Below are 22,685 nucleotides of genomic sequence, written 5' to 3' on the forward strand. Positions count from 1 at the left end.
ACCTCGATTCTACCGTTACGGAGTTGGTAAAAGTTTTGCATAAACACCGGCCAACCGTTTCTCCATTTCCTCCCATGAATAAATTTCCTCCATTACTTTCCTTCCATTCTTACTCATCTTCTCTAATTTTTCCGGATTTCGCTTGAGATAAAGAAATGCGTTCGCAAAATCTTTTGCGTCCGCTTGCTGCTTTTGGATCACATAACCGCATTTATGCTTTCGGATGAAATTTTCCATCTCCTGACATTTATTTACGACTACCGGAACCCCGTTATTCAGATAACTGAAAAATTTATTCGGTAGCGCATAATCACTATTAAGCGAATAATGCACCTCTTCCAAATCAATCCAACCGATATCAATAGCTTGCATATGCTTCGGAATCGAATGGTAATCCACCCAGCCCGTTTGCTTGATGATCGTTGTAAGATGCTTCGGGATTTTAAGTGGAGTTCCAAACTGGCTGCCACCAATAATCTTAAATTGAAAGTCTAGTTTCTGAGAACATATTTCTGAAATTCCGAAAATCTTTTCCTGATTGCCTTTATGATGTGTGATATTTCCTTCATAACCAACTGTTAACTGACTTCCTTCATAAGCTTTTAGCTCAACGTCTTTGATAAGTGGAGGTGAATTATAAATCACCTCAATCGGTAAATCCGGCATTCGTGCTATATACCAATCCTTGATTGAATCGGAAACGGTAATCAAGTAATCGACTTCTTTCAACATGATGAACAGCTTATCTTCTAAGTTTTTCCTTTTTTCTTCAGACGTTCTCGGATGAAGCGGATCAGGTGTCAGCTCATGACTGTCGTAAATTAATTTTACCTTCTTTCCCTTCTCCTTCTGCATCCGCCGTTTAATACCAATTCCGGCAAAGAGCGATAAATATTCATGGGTATGATAAATATCCGCATCTTCTGCCATCGCCAAATTTGTTAGCGGATTATTGAAGCCTTCCGTTTCCCAAACATCTTCACTACTTAACACTTTATTCAATGATTTTCTCGTTTTTTCAGCGTGATAAGTGACTATTTTTATCCCTTCATGGATGAACACGTTACTTCTAAAGCTTTTTTTAAAAGGTGTGCCATCAATATCAAATAAATTACCATTTTTCCTAGGTACAATCATCGAGACGTCGTACCCCATCTTTTGTAGACTTTTGGCTTCCTTTTTAAATATCCTTGCATCTAAAAACGGATGATAGGCAACAACCATACAAACCTTTTTGGACATCTCGATTCATCCTTTCCTTTAAGAAGAGGCTAGTAGATTCAGGCATCGATTTCTTTAGCTGGTACCCCTGCAACAATTATATTTGTATCAACGTCTTTCGTAACGACAGCACCTGCTCCAACAATTGTATTCGAGCCAATCGTTATACCTGGCAACAAAGAGGCATTATTGCCAATCTTTGCTCCTTGTTTAATACACGGTCCCTTCAAAGTGTATGCTTGTGCTCCCATGTATTTATCATTGGACATGGAAACACAAGGACCGATGAAAACATTATCCTCAAGAGTTGTATCACCTGTCACATAGGCTTGGGTTTGAATCGTGCAGTTCTTCCCAATCGTCGTGTTCAATTCAATAATCGCGGCTCTACCTATGACCGAGCCTTCTTCAATGTGGACATTTTCTCTAATGCTTGCGTGATCCCCAATAAAGACATTTCTCCCGATTGTACTGCCGGCATAAATTGAAACAAGATGCCCGATTTTCGTACCTGCTCCAATAATCAAATTACGCTCTATAGGTGATTCTTTTCGCATTTTCTCATTTGCCGCCGGTTGAATTCCAACGACACAATTACTACCAATCGTGACATGATCCCCAATTTGTGTTCCTTGCAAAATAACGGTATGATGGCCAATCACAACATTCTCACCGATAGAAACTCCGTCTTCGATTACGACGTGATGACCTAAATGGGTACTTTTAGGTATACTTGACAACTAGAATCCTCCTTTCAGCTACTCGCTTTCTAGAATACATTCAATTTTCTCCATAAGTTGCTTGGCCCGAATCCTCACCGTATGGTTCTCCTGAATGAATTGATGACCCTGTTCGGTAATCCGCTGTCTTTCCTTCTCATTCGCCAAATAATAGTCTGCTTTTTCTTTAAAATTACTTTCATCAATTGCGACGAAATGTTTACCTGGGATAAATCCTAAGCTTTCCAGTTCATTGAACGTTGGTGCTAGTAGGAGCGTTTTACATGCTAAGGCTTCATAATATTTCATCACAGGGTAATTATAGATCGAAGGACATGTGAAGAAGATCTTCGTGCGGTTCAATTCCTTGGCATAATGTACACCAACCCGTTTATCTTTCTCCTCTTCCCTAGTGAAGTCACGATATCCTGGATGATGATAGCAGATGAACCGTGGATCTTTGGAATAAGCATTTACTATTTTCTCACGTAGTGGATAAGTCTTATTAACGGCACCTATCATTAGGAAATCTATGTCTTTTTCTAAAAAATAGTCTTTATATATTCCAGGATGAACAAAGTGAGGGAACCATTCTAGTTTATGTTTAAACTGTGGATATGTTTGGACGGATTTCTCCCATCCGATTGTAAAGAGGTAGTCAATTTTATTTTTATTGATATAATTTTCTCGTATTTTAACAAGGCGATGGACATCTGTCACAAATAATCCTGTCGGTATACTGCAATTCCTTAGTCCTTTAATCATTGGGAACAATTGGTGTCCCATATCATTCAGTATTAAAATAAAATCCGGCTTTGTCTCCAGCCTATTTAAAATATAATCAATATTGCCGGACTTCCTCCAAACGGTAAGGCGGACAATCCTTGCCAGTTCTTGTTCCAAATAATAAAAGTTTCTATTGATAAACCGGGAAGTATCTTCCCCAATAAATAAGACATGCCGCATCGATCTATAAACCCCTTTCTATTATCTCGTAGACAAGAGCCAAATTTAGATTTTCATTATGGCAGTCTATCTCGTTTCGAGTCTCTTGCATAGAATGACAGTAATCATTGAAATTAAATAGTGAGGAGATTTATCTATGAAAGTCGGTGTGATTGGAACTGGTAAAATGGGAGAATATCATGTGAAAACATATCTAGCATTACAAGATCATTGTCAGCTAGTCGGTATATTTGATAACGATGAAGATAGAAGCAGAGAAATTGCTGAAAAATATAAAGTGAAACAATTTCTATCCGTGGATGAACTTCTCCAAAGTGTAGACGCGGTAAGTATTGCTGTCCCAACGGATTATCATTATGAAATCGGTCTAGCATGCATCAGAAATAAGACGCATCTGTTGATTGAAAAGCCGATTACAAGCACTGTAGCAGAAGCTGATGATTTAATACAAAAAGCGAAAAAGGCTGGAGTGAAGCTGCAAGTGGGACATATTGAACTATTCAATCCACTCATTCCAATCCTGAAACAGGAACTGGAAAATGAAGAGATTATCGGTATCTCATTTTTCAGATTGAATCCGTACAATGCAAGACTAAAAGATATTGACGTCGTAAAAGACCTGATGATTCATGATCTTTATATTCTAGATGAACTTCTGAAGCAAAAAATAGTGGAATTCCATGCTTTAGGAAATATTATCGATCATTCAACGAAACACGCGGCTGTAATTCTTAAATCGACGCAAGGAGTAACTGTAGAGCTGATTGCCAGTTTTAAATCAAAAAGAAAAGTTCGGACAATTCAAGTGTTTACAAAAGAGGCCTTGATTGAAGCTGATTTGCTGAACAGAACGATACGCGTAACAAGAACATCCACACCTTTCTCAAAGAAAATTGCAGTTCCTTTAACAAAAACGATTACAATCGATAATAGTGTTCAGCCATTAGACATCCAATTAATAGAATTCCTTCATTGCATAAAATTTGATAAACCACCTGCTGTTTCAGGAAAACAAGGGAAACGAATCATGGAGCTTACAATTAAAATCAGCGAATCGATTCATCCAGCTTAAATTCTACAACACCAATTATCTATATGTTCAATTCTTACCTTTTATTTATTTTGTACTCAGCTTTCGCATTCTGGAACATATCGTTTTTATTCAAATGTGCGCAAGTTGAGTTTTGAATCTAAATGAAACAGCCCTGTCTAATTAAGGCAGGGCTGTTTTGAATTGGAACAGAACAGACTAGACTAGTTAATTAAGCTGCAGCGGGAAAGCGTGTGTAATTGATTGCATCAACGGATACATACTGCTTGAGATTATCGTAACCATTATCAACTTCGATAACTAGTACCAAATCGACAGTAACAGTGGATAAAATTCCTTCAATTAAATTATTGTCAGTCACAACCTCAACAGTTGATCCGATTCGTTTAGCCATTTCAGCAGCAAAAGTTGCTTCAAACATGTCAAACCCTCCTTTATCATTCACTGACCAGTTCAATTGCTTCTATTCGGACCAAAACTTGTGACCCACTTTCAACAAGCACAATATAGTCGTCTTTAACAGCAAGCAATAATCCCGAAACCGTTCCAAATGGAGTTGTAACCTCCACTTGTTCGTTCACTAGAGTCATTAATAATTCTCTCATTGTTGTTGGAACATTTCCTGCCGGTGGTTTTCCAGTAGAAGGTGACGTAGACACTCCTCCAAAATCAATATTGAAGTCCACCGACGGAAAATCTATTCCAAGACCGGTTTTACTCTCAATGACGGTGCTTGTGTTTTGTGATAGTTGATTAATTAAGTTCAACAAATTTCTTTGTCTATTCGTTAGTGACGGCAAGATGATTCACTCCTTTCTTTCAAGATTTAGCATTAAAGGATTTCCAGCGAAACGATAACAGCAATAAGCAGTTGAATGAGTAATTGCAGGTTAATTGCAATATCCGTATCAATTGTCGTGATATTGACATCTTTCGATTTTTCCACGATTGTCTTCTGACGGTTGCTTTGTCTCGTTCTGGTAATTTGGTTAAAGTCTTGCAAAATATCTTCCACTTTGCCACCATCCGCAATGGCTAAACGGAGTACAACCGCAAGTGCCGCCTCAATCCCAATTTGTAAAGATGCTGCGGCTTGTGTGTCCGTTGTCTCTACCTCGACATATTCTGAGTCTTTAATAATAATCCATTCTTCTGATTGTTGCTTCGTAATATTTTTTTGATTCGCATCTTGCTCTACGATAGCCTGTGACCTATTTCTTTTATCATCGCAATGGTCTAATGCTCTCCATTCTTTCACTTTCGACATCAAATCCACCTCTTTTCATTTTATAGAATTTCAACTAATAGCACTAAGGCAACAAGTACTTGAAGCATTAACTGGAGATTAAGCGCTAGGTCTGTATCTCTAGTCGTTACAACCGCATCTTTCGTATTATAGATAAAGATTTTTTGCTTATTTCTCTGCGCCATATTAAAATGTTGAGTCAACTCTTGAGACACTGCATCACGTTGTGTGCCATCAGCAATCGAGATATTTAAAACAAGTGCAATGGCGAGCTGTAAAGCAGCTTGCAGGGATACCCCAATTTGCGTATCTGTTGAACTTACGGTGATATTACACGATTCTTTCACCCAAATTAGCTCTGCTGATTCCTGATCCATAAAAGATAATTCGGTACCCTCTTGCAGTACAAACGCATTGTTATCACTTGTGAAATCGGATTCTGTTGATTTATGGGATGGGCTTTTGCTAGATTCGTTAGAACATTTGCCACTACAGCTATGGCCACAGCTACAGCTTTTTAAAGGTTCTTCCATAAAGTAGGAATATCTATCTCCTTTTCCCCTGCTTACATCGTAATCATATTCCGAATGTCTATAAATCGTCATTTTGACACTCCTTTCTTATTGGCTATATAATATTGTTATGGTTTTTTCCTCTAGAAGATTGTACAGATTCACTACGTCTCATAAAAATAGCGAAAGCACCCACAGCAGGTGCTTTCACTATTTAATCACTTTTATCTTTTGCTTGATTTTGTTGGAAATCTGCAACCTGTTTCTTTAGGTCTTCCACCATTTCTCTAATCATCTTTTTCTGCTCTTCTGGTATATTATTCTTCACTTCGTCAGGCTTCACACCATTTTTCCTCAATATGGTCTGGACCATCACTTCCACCAGCTTTTCATTTAATGGCGGCTGTTTTGATGATTCACTCATATAACTCACCCTCCTGTTCACATGTCTATATTAGACTATGAGATCAATCGGTTAGCTGACTATGCTGTTGTCTATATGTTTACAGGAAGGGTAACTTGCTCATGTACAATCATACATTTAAGCAGAACTGCACCATTGTCTCTAGCAAAAATATTGCAAATGCATGTTATATAGTAAGGAAGGGGCGATCCTTCCTGAACGCTGCCCAAACAGTGTCCATGTTTATAATTCTTTTTCCACAACCCTTTCTATATTTTTAAAGCCACTATCCGTAGCAGATAGTGGCTCTTTTTTTCTCTCTATAATAATACGTTCAACATCATGATTAATTTCAATTTAAATTGCGTATTTCTTGTTTGCTCATCATAACATTTCTTTCCATACGTTTCGTCTTTTACTTTTTCCAGTCGTTCATCGACCATACATTTATATACAGCAATATCAATATGCACGATTGTTCCTCCCTTAATCACGCATTAACGGTCTGTAATACCCCGCCTAAACAAGAGGGAAAACCATATGTTAAGGTGGGGGTTATACAGTCCGTAAATACCTGATTCTGTTCAACTAACATTCAGTGGGGAGGTACGGAAACCCCACTGAATGAGTTTCACTTTATCATTTACCTGAATATGAGGAAGGCTGCTTGTTTTTCGGCATGTACCTGAAATTTGGTAATGACTAGAATAGAGCCACCTCAATTATTTTTATAAACATTCTCACTACCTCCTTTCAGAATTATCAATTGCTATACTCTTATTAATGCACGAAAACGTTCGGGGGAACAAGCGACAGAATGGTTATAATCAAACTTCCCCAGGGCTCTTCCAATAAAAGAAAGCGCGAAGTTCCTGAATAGAACTTCGCGCCGTCATTATTTATTTATAATTGTTTCGCATTTTATAAATGATTTTTCGAATCGTATCAAAGGATAAATGAAATTTCTTCTCTAATTCTTCAAATGATTTTCCCTCATTGTATAACTGGAATATCTCTTCATTTCGTTTCGCGATCAATTCTCTTGATCCGCTTACTTCTCCCCAAGCTGCCCGCTCTTTTTTTGCTTTCGGGATATAAATTAAATCCCCCTGGATATACTTCTGCATTTCTTTAAGCAGACTAGGGGGAAGCACCTCTTTTGCATTTTTGTACTGCATGTTTAACTTCCTCCTTGAAAACGTAGAAATCTAAATAACCGCTCTTTGTTAAATAGTCCATTTTCATCCTACTCCTTTCTTTTTAAATTTATGACCTGTTTCTTTTAATTACTTACCTTTGATTATAATTGATTTTCTAGACGATGGAAAGGTGTTAATTTTCCCAAAATTCACTTTAAATAATTAAGGACCGCGCTCAGGCGGTCCCATGCTGGTGATTCCCGCTAAGCGGAAACCACCTCACTAACTGTAATCAATATTATCAGCCTCCTTCCCGAAAGAGTCTGTCGGTCCGACACCTTTATTTACTCATTTTCCAGGTTCGGTTACAAGGGTAAGAATGATTATAATTGATTTTTCCCTGCTATCCCACGACTTATTTCCGAGAAGAAAGCTCATAGTTTAAGTCAAAAAAACCGATCATACTCCATTAATTGGTATTTGACGGTTTGAAATTAACTAGAACAGGGCATAACTAAATGATATAATATCCTATCGATTAAGAAACCTTTCTTTAAGAAATTTAAAAGTGGAGTTCGTTTCCAGAAAGTAGTTAACTAATACTAAACGTAAAATATTAATCGATATGTTTAAAATAAATGTCTTGGCCATCTGAACGATTAAGGTAAAAATAAGCAATAAACCGGTCGATCGATTCATCCCCGCTATTTACCTTCTTCATCATTTTTTACTTCTTTTCAGTAAAAATTGTAGATGCTCTTCTTTAAAAACAAAGACGAGACCCGAAGACATACAAAATCCATTTAACTCTATGAGCCGCGTGAATATAAGAACATTTAGCGGTATAGACTTACTGAACTCTATATCCACTAATGTAATAATATCATAGGATTCCTTGTAACGTCCTTTAAAAGAACGGTCCCCTTTTCCGGATTGCGCTCCATCACATGATAAAGTGCTGTATCGGATTTTACCATTGCAGATAATAGCTCTTTCTCAATATTATTTTCTGCTTCAAATTGTTCCATATATTCAGAAACTGCACTTCTATTATTTCTATATTTTTTATAAGCTTCCAATAGAGACATTTGTATTCACCCTATCCTTATTGTTGCTGCATGCTGTAATCCCCTTTAATATATGATAAAGAGTTTTCTAACACAGCCCCAACTTACAAAGAAATTTCTAAGTACGGGCAAAATTGAAGTTGTGATGTAATAAATTAAATACTTCATTCAGTTTGGAGGGATAACATGTTTACTTGCGGTTGGTGCATGAAGAAAATTTCTGCTGATCAACCATTATCTGCCGTTAATATTAAGTTTACAAAAGGGATGGATTTTTCAGAGCATGAAGGAGAAATCATTCCAGTCTATCTACAATCACTTGATAGAAATGTTTCAATGGTTGTAACGACAGCTGATTCGGAGGCGAAGAAGGCAGGTACAGATGGTATGTTTGCGGTTTGTAGCAGTGCTTGCGGAGTAAAATTGCAGGCTGCTCTAGCGAAAGATATGAATATAGACTTGTAATCTCATTCTACCATTAAGTCCTTTATTAAAAAACTTGGCAGTAAGAATGGATTTATACTTTCTTATCTGCCAAATAATAAAGATGCACCTTTAGCGAAATATGGTAAAGTGGAAGTGCCTGAACAACCAAAAATACCAATTTGCAAGGTGCATTTTCATGCAATCAAGAATAGCGCAAGATTTTTCATTGCCTTAAGCGATACTTCCGGCAACTGGTTTATTTATTCGAGTCTGGGGTCAAATGAAATACCTTTGCACTCCGAATATATTCCACATCGGGAATATTCAACCTAAAGTTAACAAGCCTTGCTGCCACAAAAAAGTAATCCGATAATCGATTTAAATATTGTAACACTGTAGGTGGGGGAGCATTTTCCTCTTTCATTAATGCTACAATCAGTCGTTCCGCTCGTCTCGCTACAGTTCTTGCAATATGAATTGTTGCGGAAGCCTTCGAGCCGCCCGGTAATATAAACCGTTCTATTTCCGGGGTTTCTTCTGAATACTTGTCAATCTTTTCTTCCAAATAATTAACCGTTTCCTCTGTTAATTTATTCTTTCTTTCTTTAACGACACTAGCGATGTCACCGCCACAATCAAAAAGTTCGTGCTGAATTTTCTCTAAGTCATCTATAATATCCGAGAACTGATCTTTGCTAAGTTCGGTTATCGCCTTGCCTACAAATCCATTTAATTCATCAATCGTTCCATAGGCTTCGACACGGATATCATCCTTAAATACACGTCCACCAATTAATGATGTCTTTCCTTTATCACCTGTCCGCGTATAAATCTTCATTTCAAAGTCTTTTGTTTCGTCAGTCGATTGATTTCGTGTTTGCTGATCAATTCTTACAATATTTATGCCTAAATCTTTTGCTGCTTCTTGTGCTAATGGGGTAACGATAGTATTTCTCGCAACTTTCAACTCCCCAACCATTCCTTTATATTTCAGTATATCTGCACGGCTCAATAAGTTTTTTGAAAAAACATTTTGCGCAATTGAATCTTTTGAATGGGCTCGTACCACATTTTCCTCGACAGCTTGATATAATTCGGTTGCTTTAACAAGCTGAATTCCGAATCTTTCAATGGTCGCTAAATGCGCTGCAGATAGCTCTTTATAGGCAGTGGATGCTATTCCTGCTTGATCCTGCAAGGATAAATCACTAGCTTCCCTCGCGGCAACTACAGGAATATTGTACATTAGGGCATGGGAGATGAGATTAGTCGTCATATTATCCGTGATTCCATTCGCTATCTTTGCCACTGTATTAGCGGTCAACGTGGGCATAATAATAATTGGAACGCCTTCATATAACGGACTCAATCCCATATTTTCACTTTCGAGATAGATCTCTTCTATATCTAATTCTTTTTTTAAATCATCGATTGAATAAATATATTCTGCACTTATAGACAATGCTACCTTTAGCTTCCAATTAGCCTGATGCATTTTTTTTAATTGAACGATTGATTCTTTAAAGCCTACAGCTCCGCCCGTAAATACTATAAGAGCTGTCTTCTTCTCTTTATCAACATGGCTGACTGTATGGTTAGCTTCCACGTTCATCCCCCTTATTTAAACCACCTTTAAGCGCGATTCCTAGTGGTGTGATAAGTAACGGATGCTCCGGCTTTACGATCTCAATTCCAATATACTTCTGGAAAACTTTTGTAAATTCACTAAAGCAACTTGCTCCGCCAACGACATAAATCGTTTCCACATCATCAAACCCTTGTAAATGCCTTTTAATAATGGCAGCCATCTTTTCAACGACTGGCTTGATAATAGGGAAAACCTCCTTTTCCTTAGTCTTATCTTTTTTCATCTTTTCCGCTTCCTCAAATGGTATTTTTTTAGCACCAGCTAAGACTAGACTCATATGTGTTCCGCCTGTCGGTTCATCCGCTGAGTAAATCACTTTATTATTTTTTAATATACTAATCCCTGTTGTTCCGCCACCTACATCAACGACAGCACCATCAGTTATCCTTAAAACAGCGGCTGCCGCATTCGTTTCTTCTAGGACGTCCGTCACTTCAAATAGTGCTGATTCAAGTACGTTCGTTATCACTTTTCGACTCCCTTTGTCTACCCGTGGCGGGATTGCCGTCGAAGCTTTCGTTAGAGGAAACCCTAATAATTCTTCCATATCCCGTTTCATTTTCTCTACAATATCCACAGCTTGCAAAAAATCAACAACAATTCCATCTTTAACAACAGAGGCTGGATATAATGCTCCGGCTAAAGGCTTATTTTCTTCGGTAATAACGGAAATTGCAATATTGGCGGTCCCCAAATCTACGCCAACTTTAACATTGCCAGAATAGACCGGGACCTTCTCTTTGTTGATAACTTTAGCAAAGGTGTTAACATAGTGATTAATTTCCCTAATAGATACTGACAAACGTACCAACCTTCCATTCCTACCTCAAGAGATATATTGGGCTATTAATTAATAAACTTAATCAACTGGTAATATTTCAATCACTTTCTTCACGTCTTCAGCTGACTGGTTCAGCTGCTTCTGTTCATCAGCTGTTAACGGTAATTCAATAACGCTCTCAATTCCGTTTCCTCCAAGAATTGTCGGAACACCGAGGTAAATGTCTTTATAACCATATTCTCCTTCTAAATAAGCAATGGATGGCAATATTCGCTTTTTATCCTTCACAATAGTTTCGGCCATTTGTACTAATGAAGCAGCGGGTGCATAATAAGCACTTCCATTTCCGAGCAAGTTGACAATTTCTCCCCCACCTTTTCGAGTACGTTCCACAATCGCATCGATTTTTTCTTGGGGTAGTAAATGATCGAGTGGAATGCCTCCTACATTAGAATAGCGAATTAATGGAACCATGCTGTCTCCATGGCCGCCTAGGACAAACCCGGTAACATCTTCAACCGCTATATTAAGTGCTTCCGCTACGAAGGTGGAAAAACGTGCTGTGTCAAGAACACCAGATTGACCGATAACGCGATTCTTCGGAAATCCTGTTGTTTTAAAGCAAGTATAAGTCATTGCATCGACCGGATTACTCAAGACAAGAATATAACTGTCAGGTGCATAACGGACAATTTCTTTTGATACATCAACCATAATCTTCGCATTGATGTTAACGAGATCGTCGCGACTCATCCCGGGTTTTCTCGCAATTCCAGCTGTTATAATGACCATATCAGCATCTTTTATATCTTCATAATTGGATGTACCGGTAACCTTTCCGTTAAACGGTTCCACTGGTCCCGCTTCCAGCATATCGAGCGCTTTTCCTTTTGTCGGATTCTGCTGTTCCGGAATATCAACTAAAACGACATCTCCCATTTCATTTTGTGCTAATAAAAAAGCAGTCGTCGTTCCGGTAAAACCAGCTCCAATAACAGCAAACTTTCTTCTTTTAAACATAGACATTTTCTTCCTCCTTCATTTTTGTACATATGAGTAAAATATTATGACTCCACTCACTTGTTCCATCTTTAATTACAATAGGGACAGCTACTGACTTCACGCGCTGTCCCTATTTCCTACTAATTCAAGCTTACTCCGTTTTCGGAAGGATTGCATCTAATTCATTGTGTGGACGCGGGATAACATGTACAGACACTAATTCACCAACACGGTTAGCAGCTTCACTTCCTGCATCCGTTGCAGCCTTAACTGCACCAACATCACCTGATACTAAAACAGTGACTAATCCAGCACCAATCTGTTCTTTTCCAATAATATTAACATTAGCAGCTTTTACCATCGCATCCGCTGCTTCAATTGCACCTACCAAACCTTTCGTTTCAACCATTCCTAATGCACCATCAACTCTAGCCATTTAAAATTCCTCCTTATTTATTAATTTTGATATTCCCTTAAGATTTGTCTTACTAACTCTTCAATTTTCTCAGGGTTAATTGGTTCATCACCAATTGATTCTTTTACCCGACTTTCCACATTACTAAAGTTCGCCTCAGATGAATGTTTTCCTTTTCCTGGGCGAGGTACTTCAACCTCTTTAATGCCGTGGGCCACCCGTTTAATATTAATTAAGTGGCGGGCAGTGATATTATCAGAACTGATATTACCACCATAACCTCCACATCCTAACGTTAGGGAAGGGGTTAAACCAGTCGTTGCTCCAACTGCTCCAATGGAGGATAGCGTATTAACCATAAAGCGGGAAACAGGCATTTCTTCTCCAAACGATTGAACAACTTGATCATCATTCGTATGAAGCGCAAAACTATGACCTCTTCCACCTAAGTTGAGCAATGCGAGGGATATTTCTTTTGCCTTTTCTTGGCTTTCTGCTGTATACAACGGGAAGATTGGACCTAGTATTTCAACGGAAAGGGGTGCCTCTTTTCCAACTACGGTTTCTTCAGCAATAAGTAATCTTGTATCCGCTGGCACACGGATGCCTGCCATATCAGCAATTTTTAGAGCAGATACACCTACAACAGCTGGATTCACCCGATTACCAAGCCAAACAATTTGCTCTAATTTTTCTTTTTCTCCAGCATTAAGGAAATAAGAACCGTTTCTCTTAAATTCTTCAATTGCCTTTTCTTTAATTGATTCATCGACGACAATGGCTTGTTCTGTTGCACAAATCGTTCCGTAATCAAACGTTTTACTGTCAACAATTTGTTTTACCGACTTTTCTACATTCGCTGTCCGTTCGATATAAACCGGGACGTTACCAGGACCTACACCATAAGCCGGTTTCCCTGAACTATAAGCTGCTTTCACCAAGCTACCTCCACCAGTGGATAAAATCAAATCTACATCCCGGTGATGCATTAACCCATCTGTTGCTTCCATCGTAGGCTCTGTTATCCAGCCGATTAAACCATCAGGAGCACCAGCTTTCATCGCAGCTTCATTACAAATTTTTAATGTCTCCACCGTACATTTTTTTGCACGAGGATGGGGACTTACAACGATAGCATTTCCCGTTTTAAGGGAAATTATTGTTTTAAACATAGCGGTTGAAGTTGGATTAGTCGTCGGAATAATGGCAGCTACCACACCGAAGGGATAGGCAATTTCCGTCACACGATTAACTGTGTCCTCCCTGATGACACCAACTGTTTTTTCATCTTTTATGGATTCATAAACATCTCTTGATCCGACTTCATTTTTCATTATTTTGTGTTCGACTACACCCATTCCAGTTTCAAAAACAGCCATCTCCGCGAGTTCTTTTGAATGGGTATAAGCAGCGTCAGCAACTGCTTTAACAATGGAATCTATTCGCTCTTTGGAAAAAGTCATAAATTCCTTTTGGGCATCTTTTGCTTTTTTTACTGCATTTCTCATTTCCTGAATTGATGTTAAATCTTTATCCATAAGTGTCTTACCCCTTTCCATTAAATCTTACAGTTGTCTGTGTTACTCTTTAACATATGGTGTTATTTGGATCATTTTTTGCGTATCTTCTGGCTGAGCAGTATCCACACTAGATTGCACAATTGGATCAGGCAAAGGACTTTCATGTTTCCATATTTTAACTGCCGAGTGGTTCAATGATGTCTTATTATCGTTTAGGTCTTTTACTACCTCGATCACTATTTTTGTTACCTTTTCTACAAAATCCCTGTCCATACCACCACCTCCAGCTTCTTAAATTTAATTTGTTAAAAATATGGATTATCCTTCACCATGAAAAATGATGTTCCGGGAATTGCTCTGTCTGGCGTAATCTTCCATAGCCTTCATTGTATTCAACTGGACTAAATCATAGATCAATTGAAGCCCTTCCCCTGTATAAGCGGAAGTGATAACGATCGGTCCCCGCACCATCGCTTTTTTCAATATCTGAATGGATCGCTCAATGTCAGCTTCAGCATGGTCAGCTTTCGACACGACGCCTATCGGTAATTTATTGATTCCAGAACTAAAACCCGGTGCAAATATGGTTTTGTCATTCGTAGCATCTTGTAAAAAGATAACATGGGTCATCTCCATCGATGTTGCCATGATGTTTCGATAATGTAATGGGTTCTCAATATACTCTCCCGGTGTATCGACAATCCAATCATCATAAATGAGCGATTGGGTTTTAACCTTTTTGTCTTTTCGTTCCCTTTTCAACAAAGCATCTGCTAATGTCGTTTTTCCAGCATCGATACCTCCAAGGATCATTACACGGTTATTCGTTCGCAAATTAATTCCCCCATTCCATCCAAATCATGATTTCGTTATTTTCGTTGGGGTGAATGACAAAATTTCTTTTAAAAACTGGTTGATCTCATTTAAAGCAGTTTCAACTTCAGATACGCTGCCAACAAGGACCAAACTGCCGGTAAATCGATCTAAAAAGCCAATTTCAACATTCGCGGCTTTTGTCGCACGGTCTCCGGCAATAATTACCGATTCACTTGGAGTCAGCGTCAGTATACCTAAGGCCCCTGCTTGCTGGATACCAAGTTTATCAAACATATCTTCATCAGGATTAGCAATTAAGTGACTCAGTGTAATCTGTTTTCCTGGAACAAATTCTTGTATAAACCGCTTTTTTTCTTCCTCCATGCTCTACACCTTACTTTCTGATTACTCTCTTATCTTTTCTTTTTCCATTACTTGAAATAGTATGATGTATGCAACTGGAGCCGGGTTATTTCGCTTCTTTTTTATCGCCTTTACCTAAAATCATGTTTGCAATGATGATAGCGATAATAACGGCGGCGATTCCACCAACAAGTTTTCCGACAACCATTGGAAATATCATTTCACGAGCAACACCAGCTGCGAATCCTAAATGATCACCAAGTACAAACGCTGCAGGTACAGAAAAGGCGACATTAATGATTTTTCCCCGATTATCCATATCTTTCATCAAGTTAAACATAGCAATGTTATTAGCTAGTGTCGCTACCAAACCAGCTGCAGATACATCGTTCATTCCTAACAGTTTTCCTACTTTCATTAAAGGTTTTTTGAAAACCCGGGTAATCACTTCAACCATTACGAAGGCTCCTGCTAAAACAATCGCGATGCTACCAACTATTTGAATCCCTTCTTCTAAAGGAGTAATCCCAGGAAGAATCGTTAATCCGGTAAGTACATCGACAATACCTATGGCTAGACCTAACGTTGCGACGACAACGACCCCATAGCCGAAGATTGTAAAAGCTTTAATGATTTTATCAGGTATTTTCCACAATCCAATAATAATCAAAGCGGCTAATAGGAAAATTGGAATAAGGTTTTTCATAATCATTACGATAGAATAGCCGGACACAAGCCCACCGACAATAGCTCCGATTGGAATCGCAATAAACCCAGCAAGCATTCCTGTTGCAAGATAGCTATGATCTTCTTTTTTTATAATACCTAGTGCTACTGGAATAGAGAATACAACCGTTGCCCCCATCATGGACGCCAATATAATGCCTGAAAACATGGCAACATCTTGATCAATCGCCATCTCTTGCGCAAGTTGTAATCCACCCATATCAATTGCAAGCAAGCTACCAGCAAACATCGCTGGGTCCGCGCCAAGTGCTGTATAGATTGGAACAACAATCGGGTTTAGTACTTTGGAAATAATGGGAGCTATAACAATAATCCCGACCATCGCAAGAGCCAAGGAACCCATAGCCATGATTCCTTCCTCAAATTTATCTCCTAACCCGAATTTATTATTAAATATTTTATCTAGAGCACCAATGATCATAAATATGACCATAATATAGATAACTATTTCATTTATTCCCACAGCTCGTCCTCCTCATTAAGGGAATAGTAAACATTATTCATCTGTTATATCAATCGAGTCAATAACACCGACAATGACTGAATCAATCGGAATTCTTTCTTTACCAAAAGCGGTTCGAGCACTACTACCTTTCGTAACAAGCACGTCATCTCCAACTCCAGCACTCGCCAAATCTGCAGCTACAAATGATGAATCCACCCCTTCAGAATACTTGGGTTTAACGACTAATAATTTTAGTCCATTCAACCTCTCATCTTTCCGGGTCGCCCATACGGAACCAATCACATGACCAATAATCATCATCCATTCTCCCTATGTCTTTGGATATTCAGATTATGTCTGCGAATATAGTCGGTAGCAAGTGGAGTTATAATGCTTGAAGCTGGAATCCGGATATTTTTAACATTTTGTAAAAATACTCTTTGCAGTTCATTTTCCGTAATTACTTTATTATTAATTTCGGTAAATTCCGCAGTCTCATGTTTCACTTCATTCGTTGGATTAAATGACCGTATCTGGCTCTTATTTTCGGGTGCCTGTACAGCTGGTGACTTTTTTATAATTTTTGCTAGTGTTCCTTTTTTAAAGCCACAAGCATTCGCCTCGTCAAAGTCAATATGCATATAAGTTCGATATTTTGGACTAACTCGAATCACTACTTCATCAAAAATGAGTGATCGATCACCAAATATTTTCACTTGAACGATTTCTTTATTTTCTACATGTAGTCTTTCCGCATCGTCAGGAGATACATGAATATGTCTTTTAGCAACAATTAATCCTTTATCTATCGTTAATTCACGGTCATTATTGATTAACTTGATACCTGGCGTCCCATCAATATCACCGCTTTCTCTTACAGGTGCCTTGATACCTAGAGATACGGCATCCGTTGATGATACTTCGACTTGTGTTGCCTTTCGTTCAGGACCTAGAATAACAACATTTTCCATCCTGCCTTTTGGACCTTCGATGGTTATTCTTTCTTTACATGCAAACTGACCTGGTTGGGACAGTTCTTTCGCCTTTGTAAGCTGATAGTCCTTTCCAAATAAAGCATCAATGGCTTCCCGGCTCAGGTGGATATGCCTACCCGATGCCTCAACTTCAACAAAAGCCTCTTCCGTCATCGCATTTTTAACTGCATTTTTTACCATGTCTACAATAATTTGATCCAAGTGTATCACCCCTCTTTCACTTTATTGTAATCACCAGTTTTATATTTAAACATCATGATCAAGCAAACAGAAGACAGTCGATTTAGGGCTAAAATGATATCGTCTCGTTCTGTGCTGCCATCTTCTTTTTTAAAAGCTTGATAAGCTGAAAGCTCCGTTTCCCTTACGAAGGTACGTATACTATTTAAAACAACTATTCCCTCACCCATACGATAATCGGGAGTAAAATATCCCTCTCCAAAATACTTTTCCGGCTGATGGGACATTTCCCTGATATCATGTTCATTCATATTAAGCAGGTGAATCTTTCCAAGTTCCTCTTCCATGACCTCAGAGCGGAGTATTTGACGTACAAAGCCAATCAGTTCTGATAAATCATCAATCAGTGCCGGATATTTAACGAGTTTCATTTGCCCTTCAATCATTTTTGCCTCCAAAGAGTCCAGCTTACCACGCAAAACAATACGTAGATGATCTTTAAACACAAGTAAATCTGAATGAAGAGAAGTCATATATTCGGGCTTTTCATCGATAAAACCACCATGCATTAATCGATATTTAAAAGAATCATGATTGTACAAATCAGATACACTGCTTTCATCATTCACCGATGTTTCCTCTTCGTTCGGTTCTTCAGACGAAAGTTCAACAAATTCGACAGTTACTTTTTTCTCCTGTAAAAAACTTTTCGCTGAGGGTGTTAATATAGTTCCTTTGGGAAGTTTCAGTACCGATTCTTGTAACTTATCTCTGTATTGTTGACTTCGTAATGAACTCTCCGTTAACACAGCCATCGCTTCACTTCCTTTTTATCACGCATTAACGGTCTGTAATACCCCCATATCTAAACAAGAGGGAAAACCAAAATGTTAAGGTGGGGGATATACAGTCCGTAAATACCTGATTCTGTTCAACTAACATTCAGTGGGGGGGGAAGGAATTCCCCACTGAATGAAGTTTCACTATATCACGGGCAGATCCAATGTCTGAAATAAGATAAGGATGAAGCCCATTCCTCATCTTATCTAAAACCTGACATATTCCCTCATCATCTGTTTAATTTCACTTTTCTGCCTGTGGTAGGATAGCACTCATCTCACCATGTGGACGTGGGATGACGTGAACGGAAATAAGTTCACCCACACGATCTGCTGCAGCTGCTCCTGCGTCGGTCGCCGCCTTAACTGCACCTACGTCACCAGTAACAAGAACGGTGACTAATCCTGCACCAATTGATTCTTTACCAATTAATGTAACGTTTGCCGCTTTAACCATAGCATCTGCCGCCTCAATTGAACCTACTAATCCTTTTGTCTCTACCATTCCTAATGCGTTTGTGTTTGCCATTTTAATTTCCTCCTTGAATTCGTTTATATTTTATATCCTGATTATTTTTATAAAAACTAATGCCTTCAATGTTTATCATTCGCCGTTAATAAATGATGGATAAGCTCAGCCTTTTTGGATGTTTTAATTTTTTCAGGTTGATCCTTCATGACATTTGTCTTTCGGGCCAGCGTACGAAGCTGATTCACAGTCATCTTTTCCAACTTTTCTTTCTCGTGGACAACAGGTTTTTCGGAGCTTTTGGGGCTCTTCACCTTAATAATTTCCGCTTCCTTTTTTTCAGGATCAACTGCCACCTGGGCGGGTTGGTCTTTTGACTGTTCCGACTGTTTTTCGTTAATTTCCTTGTCTTCAGTCGCTTGATCAGCGGATTCATTATCGGTTCTCTTAACTAACCGATTTGTCTCCGTATGCATTCTAGGTATGACGTGAGCTGAAATTAATGTACCAACGGATTCCACTACTTCACTGCCTGCATCAACAGCCGCCTTGACTGCCGCTACATCTCCAGAAAGTTGCACCGTAACATAACCGCCTTTAATGACTTCTGCATCGAGAAGTGATACATTCGCCGCTTTCAATGCAGTGTCAGCTGCAACAATGGCACCTACGAACCCTTTCGTTTCAATTAATCCTAATGCATCCATATGATTCACCTAATATCCTAAGGGATCGTTGGCAACTTGTTGCACAGCATCCGCAAAAGCGTCACAGGCGGCCTGACAAGCTGATTGACTTCCTGTCAGCAACGCTCCCCCAAAGTTGGTTTCGGAAGGTGGGCCATAGAAGGTGGCTACTCTTACATCTGCTGCCTTGAGTGCTAAATCCAGCGCATATACTGCCTCTAACGGCGGTGCAATAAGATATGCAAGGGCCTCCCCAGTACGAATATTCGCTTCATTCGATAGAAATGTCCCGCTCCGTGAGACGAGATGAGCAAAATAAGTGATAGAGTCATCATCATTTGCACTCATAAAGAAAGCATCATTTTCAATATAACGTATCGCTGCATCCAACCCGCTTTTTACTTCCTCTGGATTATTACCTGCTAAAACACCGATAACTTCTCCGGTGAGTTTCGATGTTGCGTTGTCTGCGCCAGCATACATAGACTCTGCATAAACAACGTCAACTGCAGCTTTTTTAGTCGCTTCATCTAAGGCGGTATATACAACATCATCAATATCACCAGTGATAATCCCTAAACTTCTTTGGTTTGACTGAAGCTTAAATTCCTTAGCCAGATCTTGACTGACATTTGAAATTAACTTTACGCCCAACACTTGAGCATAGATCGGACTATGTTTCATTCCAATTCCTCCGTTTCCCATTGGTTTATTAAACATACTCACTTCACACTTTATTTAAATCAAGACCGGAAGCTTTATGATCGATCATCCTTTTGATTAAATCAGCAATATGTGCTCCAGCTTCAACTGGTGGAGTTCCCCCCTGATGGATGTTTGAAATCACCGTCCGTTTAGCTTCAGGCATATTCACAGTCGGCTTATAAGCGATATAAGCGCTCATTGATTCAGCTGTAACAAGACCAGGTCTTTCTCCTACAAGCAGACATACAACTTCTGCGTCCGTTAATTCACCAATCACATCCATAGCTGGAACTCGGCAATGTTTCACAAATAAATCATTCCCTACTTCAACACCATGCATGTTCAAGCCTTGTTTAATCGCTGGCAGTATATCTTCCAGATTAGCTTCAACGGCTGCAGAGCTTAGACCGTCACCAACAACGATCTGCACTTCGGGATGGCCGCAATGTTGTTTGATTTTTTCTTTTTCTTCATCAGAAAATTGTCTACCCAAATCTGGTCGAGTTACATATTCATCTTTATCTACAACAACTGTTTGCGTTGGAAAAAGTTGATTCTTATCAACAAATTCCTCATCGACATAGGAAAACACTGCATCTTGCGCGGCAGCATGGTCTGCTTTAAATCTTAATGAAGTCGTTGTTAAATAACGAGCGCCAGTATGCCATACTCCTAATCTTGCTGGCGATTTAGCTTTCAACTCGTAATATCCTTCTTCATTATTAGGCTCTGGAACGAGCAATTCCTTTTTAATTTCCACTTCGGAAATATCCGGCAAAACTGCGTCGGCGTTATTTCCAGAATTTGACGAATGGGTACTTTTTTCTGCATTCTGTTGGCCGTTCTCATTCGAACTATTTCCTTCAACCATCTCATTTAAAATAGTTTTAATGAGTGATTTCAGCTCTTGATCATTAACCATTTGTTTTCCTCCTTATGCTAAAAATAGCGAAGCATCGCCGGCTTTTTTCGTAAGCCTACCCGCGTCATCACGTATTCCCATTTGAATCAGCCATTCATTATACTCTTTTATCGGATTTAAATTTAGTAACTCACGTAAAGTTTGTATATCATGATAACCAAGTGATTGGTAATTCAACATCACGTCATCACCGTGTGGAACTGTAATTAAGAAATTAACCCCGGCTTGCGCTAGAAGTGTTGAAAGTATTTCCATATCATCCTGATCGGCTTTCATATGGTTCGTATAACAGACGTCAACACCCATCGATATACCTGAGAGTTTACCCATAAAGTGATCTTCCAGCCCTGCACGAATGACTTGTTTCGAATCATATAAATACTCAGGTCCGATAAATCCTACAACCGTATTAACAAGAAACGGATTATACCTTTTTGCAAATCCATAACAACGTGCTTCTAGAGTAAGCTGGTCAACTCCATGGTGCGCATTGGAAGATAATTCTGCACCTTGTCCTGTTTCAAAGTACATTACATTCGGTCCTGCCGATGTTCCCTCACGTAATACAAGATCTTGAGCTTCACTAATAAGGTCAGCCGTAATTCCGAAAGCTATATTTCCTTTTTCCGAACCTGCAATAGATTGGAAAATTAAATCTGCGGGGGCACCGCGACGGATAGCTTCCATTTGTGTTGTTACGTGCGCTAGTACGCTTATTTGGGTTGGAATATTATATTTATTTTTCACTTCGTCAAGCTTATGGAACATCCGTACAACGCTTTCTACTGTATCGTCAACCGGGTTTAAACCTAATACAGCGTCACCGGAACCATAGGAAAGCCCCTCTAATAAGGAAGCGACAATACCATCTTCATCGTCAGTTGGATGGTTTGGCTGTAATCGAGATGATAGTGTTCCAGGAAGACCGATGGTAGTATTACAATGAGCGGTGACATTTATTTTCTTTGCACCTTTAATCAAATCAAGATTAGACATAAGTTTTGCAACCGCAGCAACCATTTCAGACGTTAGGCCACGGGATAGCCGCTTAATGTCGTTCCCTGTTGTCTCAGTAGCTAAAATCTTTTCCCTCAACTCTTGTACCGTCCAATTTTTAATGGAGTCGTAGATTTTTTCATTTACATCATCTTGAATAATACGTGTCACTTCGTCATCTTCATATGGAACGGCAGGATGATTTCTGAGATCCTCCAACGTTAAGTTGGCTAGAACAACCTTAGCAGCCACTCGTTCTTCAGCTGATTCCGCTGCTATGCCAGCCATAACATCTCCAGATTTTTCTTCATTTGCTTTTGCCATAACATCATTGATTGTTTTAAATTGGTAAGTTCGTCCAAATAATACTGTTTTTAAAATCATAGTGATCCTCCCTCCAAATTTC

The 22,685-nt window shown here is 39.0% G+C and carries 29 protein-coding genes and 2 pseudogenes; 2 read left to right on the plus strand and 29 right to left on the minus strand.

Annotated elements, in window-relative coordinates; translation table 11 throughout:
- Window positions 1–15: 15 nt before the first annotated feature.
- Genes WKU33_RS13675 through WKU33_RS13685 form a run of 3 tightly spaced genes read right to left on the minus strand, consistent with a single transcriptional unit; the run spans window position 16 to window position 2,906 of the window.
- A complete protein-coding gene (locus WKU33_RS13675) occupies window positions 16–1,242 on the minus strand; it encodes a glycosyltransferase (protein WP_156856968.1) in 1,227 nt (408 codons plus the stop codon).
- Window positions 1,243–1,280: 38 nt separating this feature from the next.
- Window positions 1,281–1,961, minus strand: a complete 681-nt coding sequence (locus WKU33_RS13680) for an acyltransferase (protein ID WP_156856967.1) — start codon at window positions 1,959–1,961, stop codon at window positions 1,281–1,283.
- Between the two features lie 18 nt (window positions 1,962–1,979).
- Window positions 1,980–2,906 (minus strand): glycosyltransferase family protein, encoded by a 927-nt coding sequence (locus WKU33_RS13685; protein WP_156856966.1) that lies wholly within the window; start codon window positions 2,904–2,906, stop codon window positions 1,980–1,982.
- Between the two features lie 136 nt (window positions 2,907–3,042).
- Here WKU33_RS13685 and WKU33_RS13690 point away from each other — a divergent pair, with 136 nt between their 5' ends.
- On the plus strand, window positions 3,043–3,978 hold the full coding sequence (locus WKU33_RS13690) for a Gfo/Idh/MocA family protein (RefSeq protein ID WP_188856860.1): 936 nt from the start codon (window positions 3,043–3,045) through the stop codon (window positions 3,976–3,978).
- A gap of 190 nt (window positions 3,979–4,168) precedes the next feature.
- Here WKU33_RS13690 and WKU33_RS13695 read toward each other — a convergent pair whose 3' ends face one another.
- The 8 genes from WKU33_RS13695 to WKU33_RS13730 form a co-directional block, all read right to left on the minus strand.
- Window positions 4,169–4,378 (minus strand): hypothetical protein, encoded by a 210-nt coding sequence (locus WKU33_RS13695; RefSeq protein ID WP_336252036.1) that lies wholly within the window; start codon window positions 4,376–4,378, stop codon window positions 4,169–4,171.
- 16 nt (window positions 4,379–4,394) lie between these two features.
- Entirely contained in the window at window positions 4,395–4,757 is a 363-nt protein-coding gene (locus WKU33_RS13700) for a DUF2642 domain-containing protein (protein ID WP_156856963.1), read from the minus strand.
- A 32-nt stretch (window positions 4,758–4,789) separates the two neighbouring features.
- Window positions 4,790–5,224, minus strand: coding sequence for a spore coat protein (locus tag WKU33_RS13705; RefSeq protein WP_188856862.1), 435 nt, complete (start codon window positions 5,222–5,224; stop codon window positions 4,790–4,792).
- Between the two features lie 20 nt (window positions 5,225–5,244).
- Window positions 5,245–5,808: a spore coat protein gene (locus WKU33_RS13710; RefSeq protein ID WP_229782636.1), complete on the minus strand. Its 564-nt coding sequence runs from the start codon at window positions 5,806–5,808 to the stop codon at window positions 5,245–5,247.
- Between the two features lie 121 nt (window positions 5,809–5,929).
- Entirely contained in the window at window positions 5,930–6,139 is a 210-nt protein-coding gene (locus tag WKU33_RS13715) for a spore coat protein (protein ID WP_188856863.1), read from the minus strand.
- A 299-nt stretch (window positions 6,140–6,438) separates the two neighbouring features.
- On the minus strand, window positions 6,439–6,591 hold the full coding sequence (locus WKU33_RS13720; protein WP_156856959.1) for a hypothetical protein: 153 nt from the start codon (window positions 6,589–6,591) through the stop codon (window positions 6,439–6,441).
- 426 nt (window positions 6,592–7,017) lie between these two features.
- Window positions 7,018–7,296, minus strand: a complete 279-nt coding sequence (locus WKU33_RS13725; RefSeq protein WP_156856958.1) for a CD3324 family protein — start codon at window positions 7,294–7,296, stop codon at window positions 7,018–7,020.
- 830 nt (window positions 7,297–8,126) lie between these two features.
- Window positions 8,127–8,345 carry a hypothetical protein gene (locus tag WKU33_RS13730; RefSeq protein ID WP_188856864.1) on the minus strand — a complete coding sequence of 73 codons (219 nt, stop codon included), beginning with the start codon at window positions 8,343–8,345 and terminating at the stop codon, window positions 8,127–8,129.
- A gap of 186 nt (window positions 8,346–8,531) precedes the next feature.
- Between WKU33_RS13730 and WKU33_RS13735 the strand changes: the two genes are divergently transcribed.
- Window positions 8,532–8,789 carry a hypothetical protein gene (locus WKU33_RS13735; protein WP_340455166.1) on the plus strand — a complete coding sequence of 86 codons (258 nt, stop codon included), beginning with the start codon at window positions 8,532–8,534 and terminating at the stop codon, window positions 8,787–8,789.
- A gap of 217 nt (window positions 8,790–9,006) precedes the next feature.
- Here the strand turns inward: WKU33_RS13735 and WKU33_RS13740 are convergent, their stop codons facing one another.
- From WKU33_RS13740 to WKU33_RS13825, 18 genes and pseudogenes are all read right to left on the minus strand, one after another.
- The gene (locus WKU33_RS13740) at window positions 9,007–9,588 is read right to left on the minus strand and encodes a cob(I)yrinic acid a,c-diamide adenosyltransferase (RefSeq protein ID WP_229782647.1); all 582 of its coding nucleotides are present in this window, start codon (window positions 9,586–9,588) and stop codon (window positions 9,007–9,009) included.
- A 372-nt stretch (window positions 9,589–9,960) separates the two neighbouring features.
- A pseudogene (locus WKU33_RS13745) lies at window positions 9,961–10,362 on the minus strand (flavoprotein); the annotation flags it as partial.
- Window positions 10,346–11,200: an ethanolamine utilization protein EutJ gene (gene eutJ, locus WKU33_RS13750; protein WP_340455168.1), complete on the minus strand. Its 855-nt coding sequence runs from the start codon at window positions 11,198–11,200 to the stop codon at window positions 10,346–10,348. The gene eutJ and the pseudogene WKU33_RS13745, both read right to left, overlap by 17 nt.
- A gap of 57 nt (window positions 11,201–11,257) precedes the next feature.
- Window positions 11,258–12,205 (minus strand): malate dehydrogenase, encoded by a 948-nt coding sequence (gene mdh, locus WKU33_RS13755; protein WP_445321704.1) that lies wholly within the window; start codon window positions 12,203–12,205, stop codon window positions 11,258–11,260.
- 127 nt (window positions 12,206–12,332) lie between these two features.
- The gene (locus tag WKU33_RS13760; RefSeq protein WP_336252038.1) at window positions 12,333–12,617 is read right to left on the minus strand and encodes a BMC domain-containing protein; all 285 of its coding nucleotides are present in this window, start codon (window positions 12,615–12,617) and stop codon (window positions 12,333–12,335) included.
- Between the two features lie 20 nt (window positions 12,618–12,637).
- Window positions 12,638–14,134: an aldehyde dehydrogenase family protein gene (locus WKU33_RS13765; RefSeq protein WP_336252039.1), complete on the minus strand. Its 1,497-nt coding sequence runs from the start codon at window positions 14,132–14,134 to the stop codon at window positions 12,638–12,640.
- A gap of 42 nt (window positions 14,135–14,176) precedes the next feature.
- On the minus strand, window positions 14,177–14,389 hold the full coding sequence (locus tag WKU33_RS13770; protein WP_336252040.1) for a hypothetical protein: 213 nt from the start codon (window positions 14,387–14,389) through the stop codon (window positions 14,177–14,179).
- Between the two features lie 45 nt (window positions 14,390–14,434).
- Window positions 14,435–14,929: a EutP/PduV family microcompartment system protein gene (locus WKU33_RS13775; RefSeq protein ID WP_445321705.1), complete on the minus strand. Its 495-nt coding sequence runs from the start codon at window positions 14,927–14,929 to the stop codon at window positions 14,435–14,437.
- A 45-nt stretch (window positions 14,930–14,974) separates the two neighbouring features.
- Window positions 14,975–15,316, minus strand: a complete 342-nt coding sequence (locus WKU33_RS13780; protein WP_336252042.1) for a BMC domain-containing protein — start codon at window positions 15,314–15,316, stop codon at window positions 14,975–14,977.
- Window positions 15,317–15,401: 85 nt separating this feature from the next.
- Entirely contained in the window at window positions 15,402–16,505 is a 1,104-nt protein-coding gene (gene eutH / locus WKU33_RS13785) for an ethanolamine utilization protein EutH (RefSeq protein ID WP_336252043.1), read from the minus strand.
- Between the two features lie 33 nt (window positions 16,506–16,538).
- Window positions 16,539–16,805, minus strand: coding sequence for a EutN/CcmL family microcompartment protein (locus tag WKU33_RS13790; protein ID WP_336252044.1), 267 nt, complete (start codon window positions 16,803–16,805; stop codon window positions 16,539–16,541).
- Window positions 16,806–17,047: 242 nt separating this feature from the next.
- Window positions 17,048–17,662: pseudogene (eutD, locus tag WKU33_RS13795) on the minus strand (ethanolamine utilization phosphate acetyltransferase EutD); the annotation flags it as partial.
- Between the two features lie 26 nt (window positions 17,663–17,688).
- Window positions 17,689–18,477 (minus strand): cobalamin adenosyltransferase, encoded by a 789-nt coding sequence (locus WKU33_RS13800; protein ID WP_188856874.1) that lies wholly within the window; start codon window positions 18,475–18,477, stop codon window positions 17,689–17,691.
- Window positions 18,478–18,745: 268 nt separating this feature from the next.
- Complete coding sequence (locus WKU33_RS13805) at window positions 18,746–19,030, minus strand: BMC domain-containing protein (RefSeq protein ID WP_188856875.1); 285 nt, start codon at window positions 19,028–19,030, stop codon at window positions 18,746–18,748.
- Window positions 19,031–19,095: 65 nt separating this feature from the next.
- A complete protein-coding gene (locus WKU33_RS13810) occupies window positions 19,096–19,677 on the minus strand; it encodes a BMC domain-containing protein (protein ID WP_336252045.1) in 582 nt (193 codons plus the stop codon).
- Window positions 19,678–19,686: 9 nt separating this feature from the next.
- Window positions 19,687–20,340, minus strand: a complete 654-nt coding sequence (gene eutL, locus WKU33_RS13815) for an ethanolamine utilization microcompartment protein EutL (protein WP_336252068.1) — start codon at window positions 20,338–20,340, stop codon at window positions 19,687–19,689.
- Between the two features lie 43 nt (window positions 20,341–20,383).
- Window positions 20,384–21,283 (minus strand): ethanolamine ammonia-lyase subunit EutC, encoded by a 900-nt coding sequence (eutC, locus tag WKU33_RS13820; protein ID WP_340455175.1) that lies wholly within the window; start codon window positions 21,281–21,283, stop codon window positions 20,384–20,386.
- Between the two features lie 12 nt (window positions 21,284–21,295).
- The gene (locus WKU33_RS13825; protein WP_188856879.1) at window positions 21,296–22,663 is read right to left on the minus strand and encodes an ethanolamine ammonia-lyase subunit EutB; all 1,368 of its coding nucleotides are present in this window, start codon (window positions 22,661–22,663) and stop codon (window positions 21,296–21,298) included.
- Between the last annotated feature and the right edge of the window lie 22 nt (window positions 22,664–22,685).

The sequence above is a fragment of the Oceanobacillus sp. HCA-5259 genome, assembly GCF_037892815.1.
Classification (GTDB): Bacteria; Bacillota; Bacilli; order Bacillales; family Amphibacillaceae; genus Oceanobacillus; species Oceanobacillus indicireducens.

Coding starts and splice junctions, on each gene's coding strand:
- WKU33_RS13675 (WP_156856968.1), bottom strand. CDS start 1,242: ATGTCCAAAAAGGTTTGTATGGTTGTTGCCTATCATCCGTTTTTAGAT.
- WKU33_RS13685 (WP_156856966.1), bottom strand. CDS start 2,906: ATGCGGCATGTCTTATTTATTGGGGAAGATACTTCCCGGTTTATCAAT.
- WKU33_RS13690 (WP_188856860.1), top strand. CDS start 3,043: ATGAAAGTCGGTGTGATTGGAACTGGTAAAATGGGAGAATATCATGTG.
- WKU33_RS13695 (WP_336252036.1), bottom strand. CDS start 4,378: ATGTTTGAAGCAACTTTTGCTGCTGAAATGGCTAAACGAATCGGATCA.
- WKU33_RS13705 (WP_188856862.1), bottom strand. CDS start 5,224: ATGTCGAAAGTGAAAGAATGGAGAGCATTAGACCATTGCGATGATAAA.
- WKU33_RS13710 (WP_229782636.1), bottom strand. CDS start 5,808: ATGACGATTTATAGACATTCGGAATATGATTACGATGTAAGCAGGGGA.
- WKU33_RS13715 (WP_188856863.1), bottom strand. CDS start 6,139: ATGAGTGAATCATCAAAACAGCCGCCATTAAATGAAAAGCTGGTGGAA.
- WKU33_RS13725 (WP_156856958.1), bottom strand. CDS start 7,296: ATGCAGTACAAAAATGCAAAAGAGGTGCTTCCCCCTAGTCTGCTTAAA.
- WKU33_RS13730 (WP_188856864.1), bottom strand. CDS start 8,345: ATGTCTCTATTGGAAGCTTATAAAAAATATAGAAATAATAGAAGTGCA.
- WKU33_RS13735 (WP_340455166.1), top strand. CDS start 8,532: ATGAAGAAAATTTCTGCTGATCAACCATTATCTGCCGTTAATATTAAG.
- WKU33_RS13740 (WP_229782647.1), bottom strand. CDS start 9,588: ATGAAGATTTATACGCGGACAGGTGATAAAGGAAAGACATCATTAATT.
- mdh (WP_445321704.1), bottom strand. CDS start 12,205: ATGTCTATGTTTAAAAGAAGAAAGTTTGCTGTTATTGGAGCTGGTTTT.
- WKU33_RS13760 (WP_336252038.1), bottom strand. CDS start 12,617: ATGGCTAGAGTTGATGGTGCATTAGGAATGGTTGAAACGAAAGGTTTG.
- WKU33_RS13765 (WP_336252039.1), bottom strand. CDS start 14,134: ATGGATAAAGATTTAACATCAATTCAGGAAATGAGAAATGCAGTAAAA.
- WKU33_RS13770 (WP_336252040.1), bottom strand. CDS start 14,389: ATGGACAGGGATTTTGTAGAAAAGGTAACAAAAATAGTGATCGAGGTA.
- WKU33_RS13775 (WP_445321705.1), bottom strand. CDS start 14,929: ATGATCCTTGGAGGTATCGATGCTGGAAAAACGACATTAGCAGATGCT.
- WKU33_RS13780 (WP_336252042.1), bottom strand. CDS start 15,316: ATGGAGGAAGAAAAAAAGCGGTTTATACAAGAATTTGTTCCAGGAAAA.
- WKU33_RS13790 (WP_336252044.1), bottom strand. CDS start 16,805: ATGATTATTGGTCATGTGATTGGTTCCGTATGGGCGACCCGGAAAGAT.
- WKU33_RS13800 (WP_188856874.1), bottom strand. CDS start 18,477: ATGGCTGTGTTAACGGAGAGTTCATTACGAAGTCAACAATACAGAGAT.
- WKU33_RS13805 (WP_188856875.1), bottom strand. CDS start 19,030: ATGGCAAACACAAACGCATTAGGAATGGTAGAGACAAAAGGATTAGTA.
- WKU33_RS13810 (WP_336252045.1), bottom strand. CDS start 19,677: ATGGATGCATTAGGATTAATTGAAACGAAAGGGTTCGTAGGTGCCATT.
- eutL (WP_336252068.1), bottom strand. CDS start 20,340: ATGAAACATAGTCCGATCTATGCTCAAGTGTTGGGCGTAAAGTTAATT.
- eutC (WP_340455175.1), bottom strand. CDS start 21,283: ATGGTTAATGATCAAGAGCTGAAATCACTCATTAAAACTATTTTAAAT.
- WKU33_RS13825 (WP_188856879.1), bottom strand. CDS start 22,663: ATGATTTTAAAAACAGTATTATTTGGACGAACTTACCAATTTAAAACA.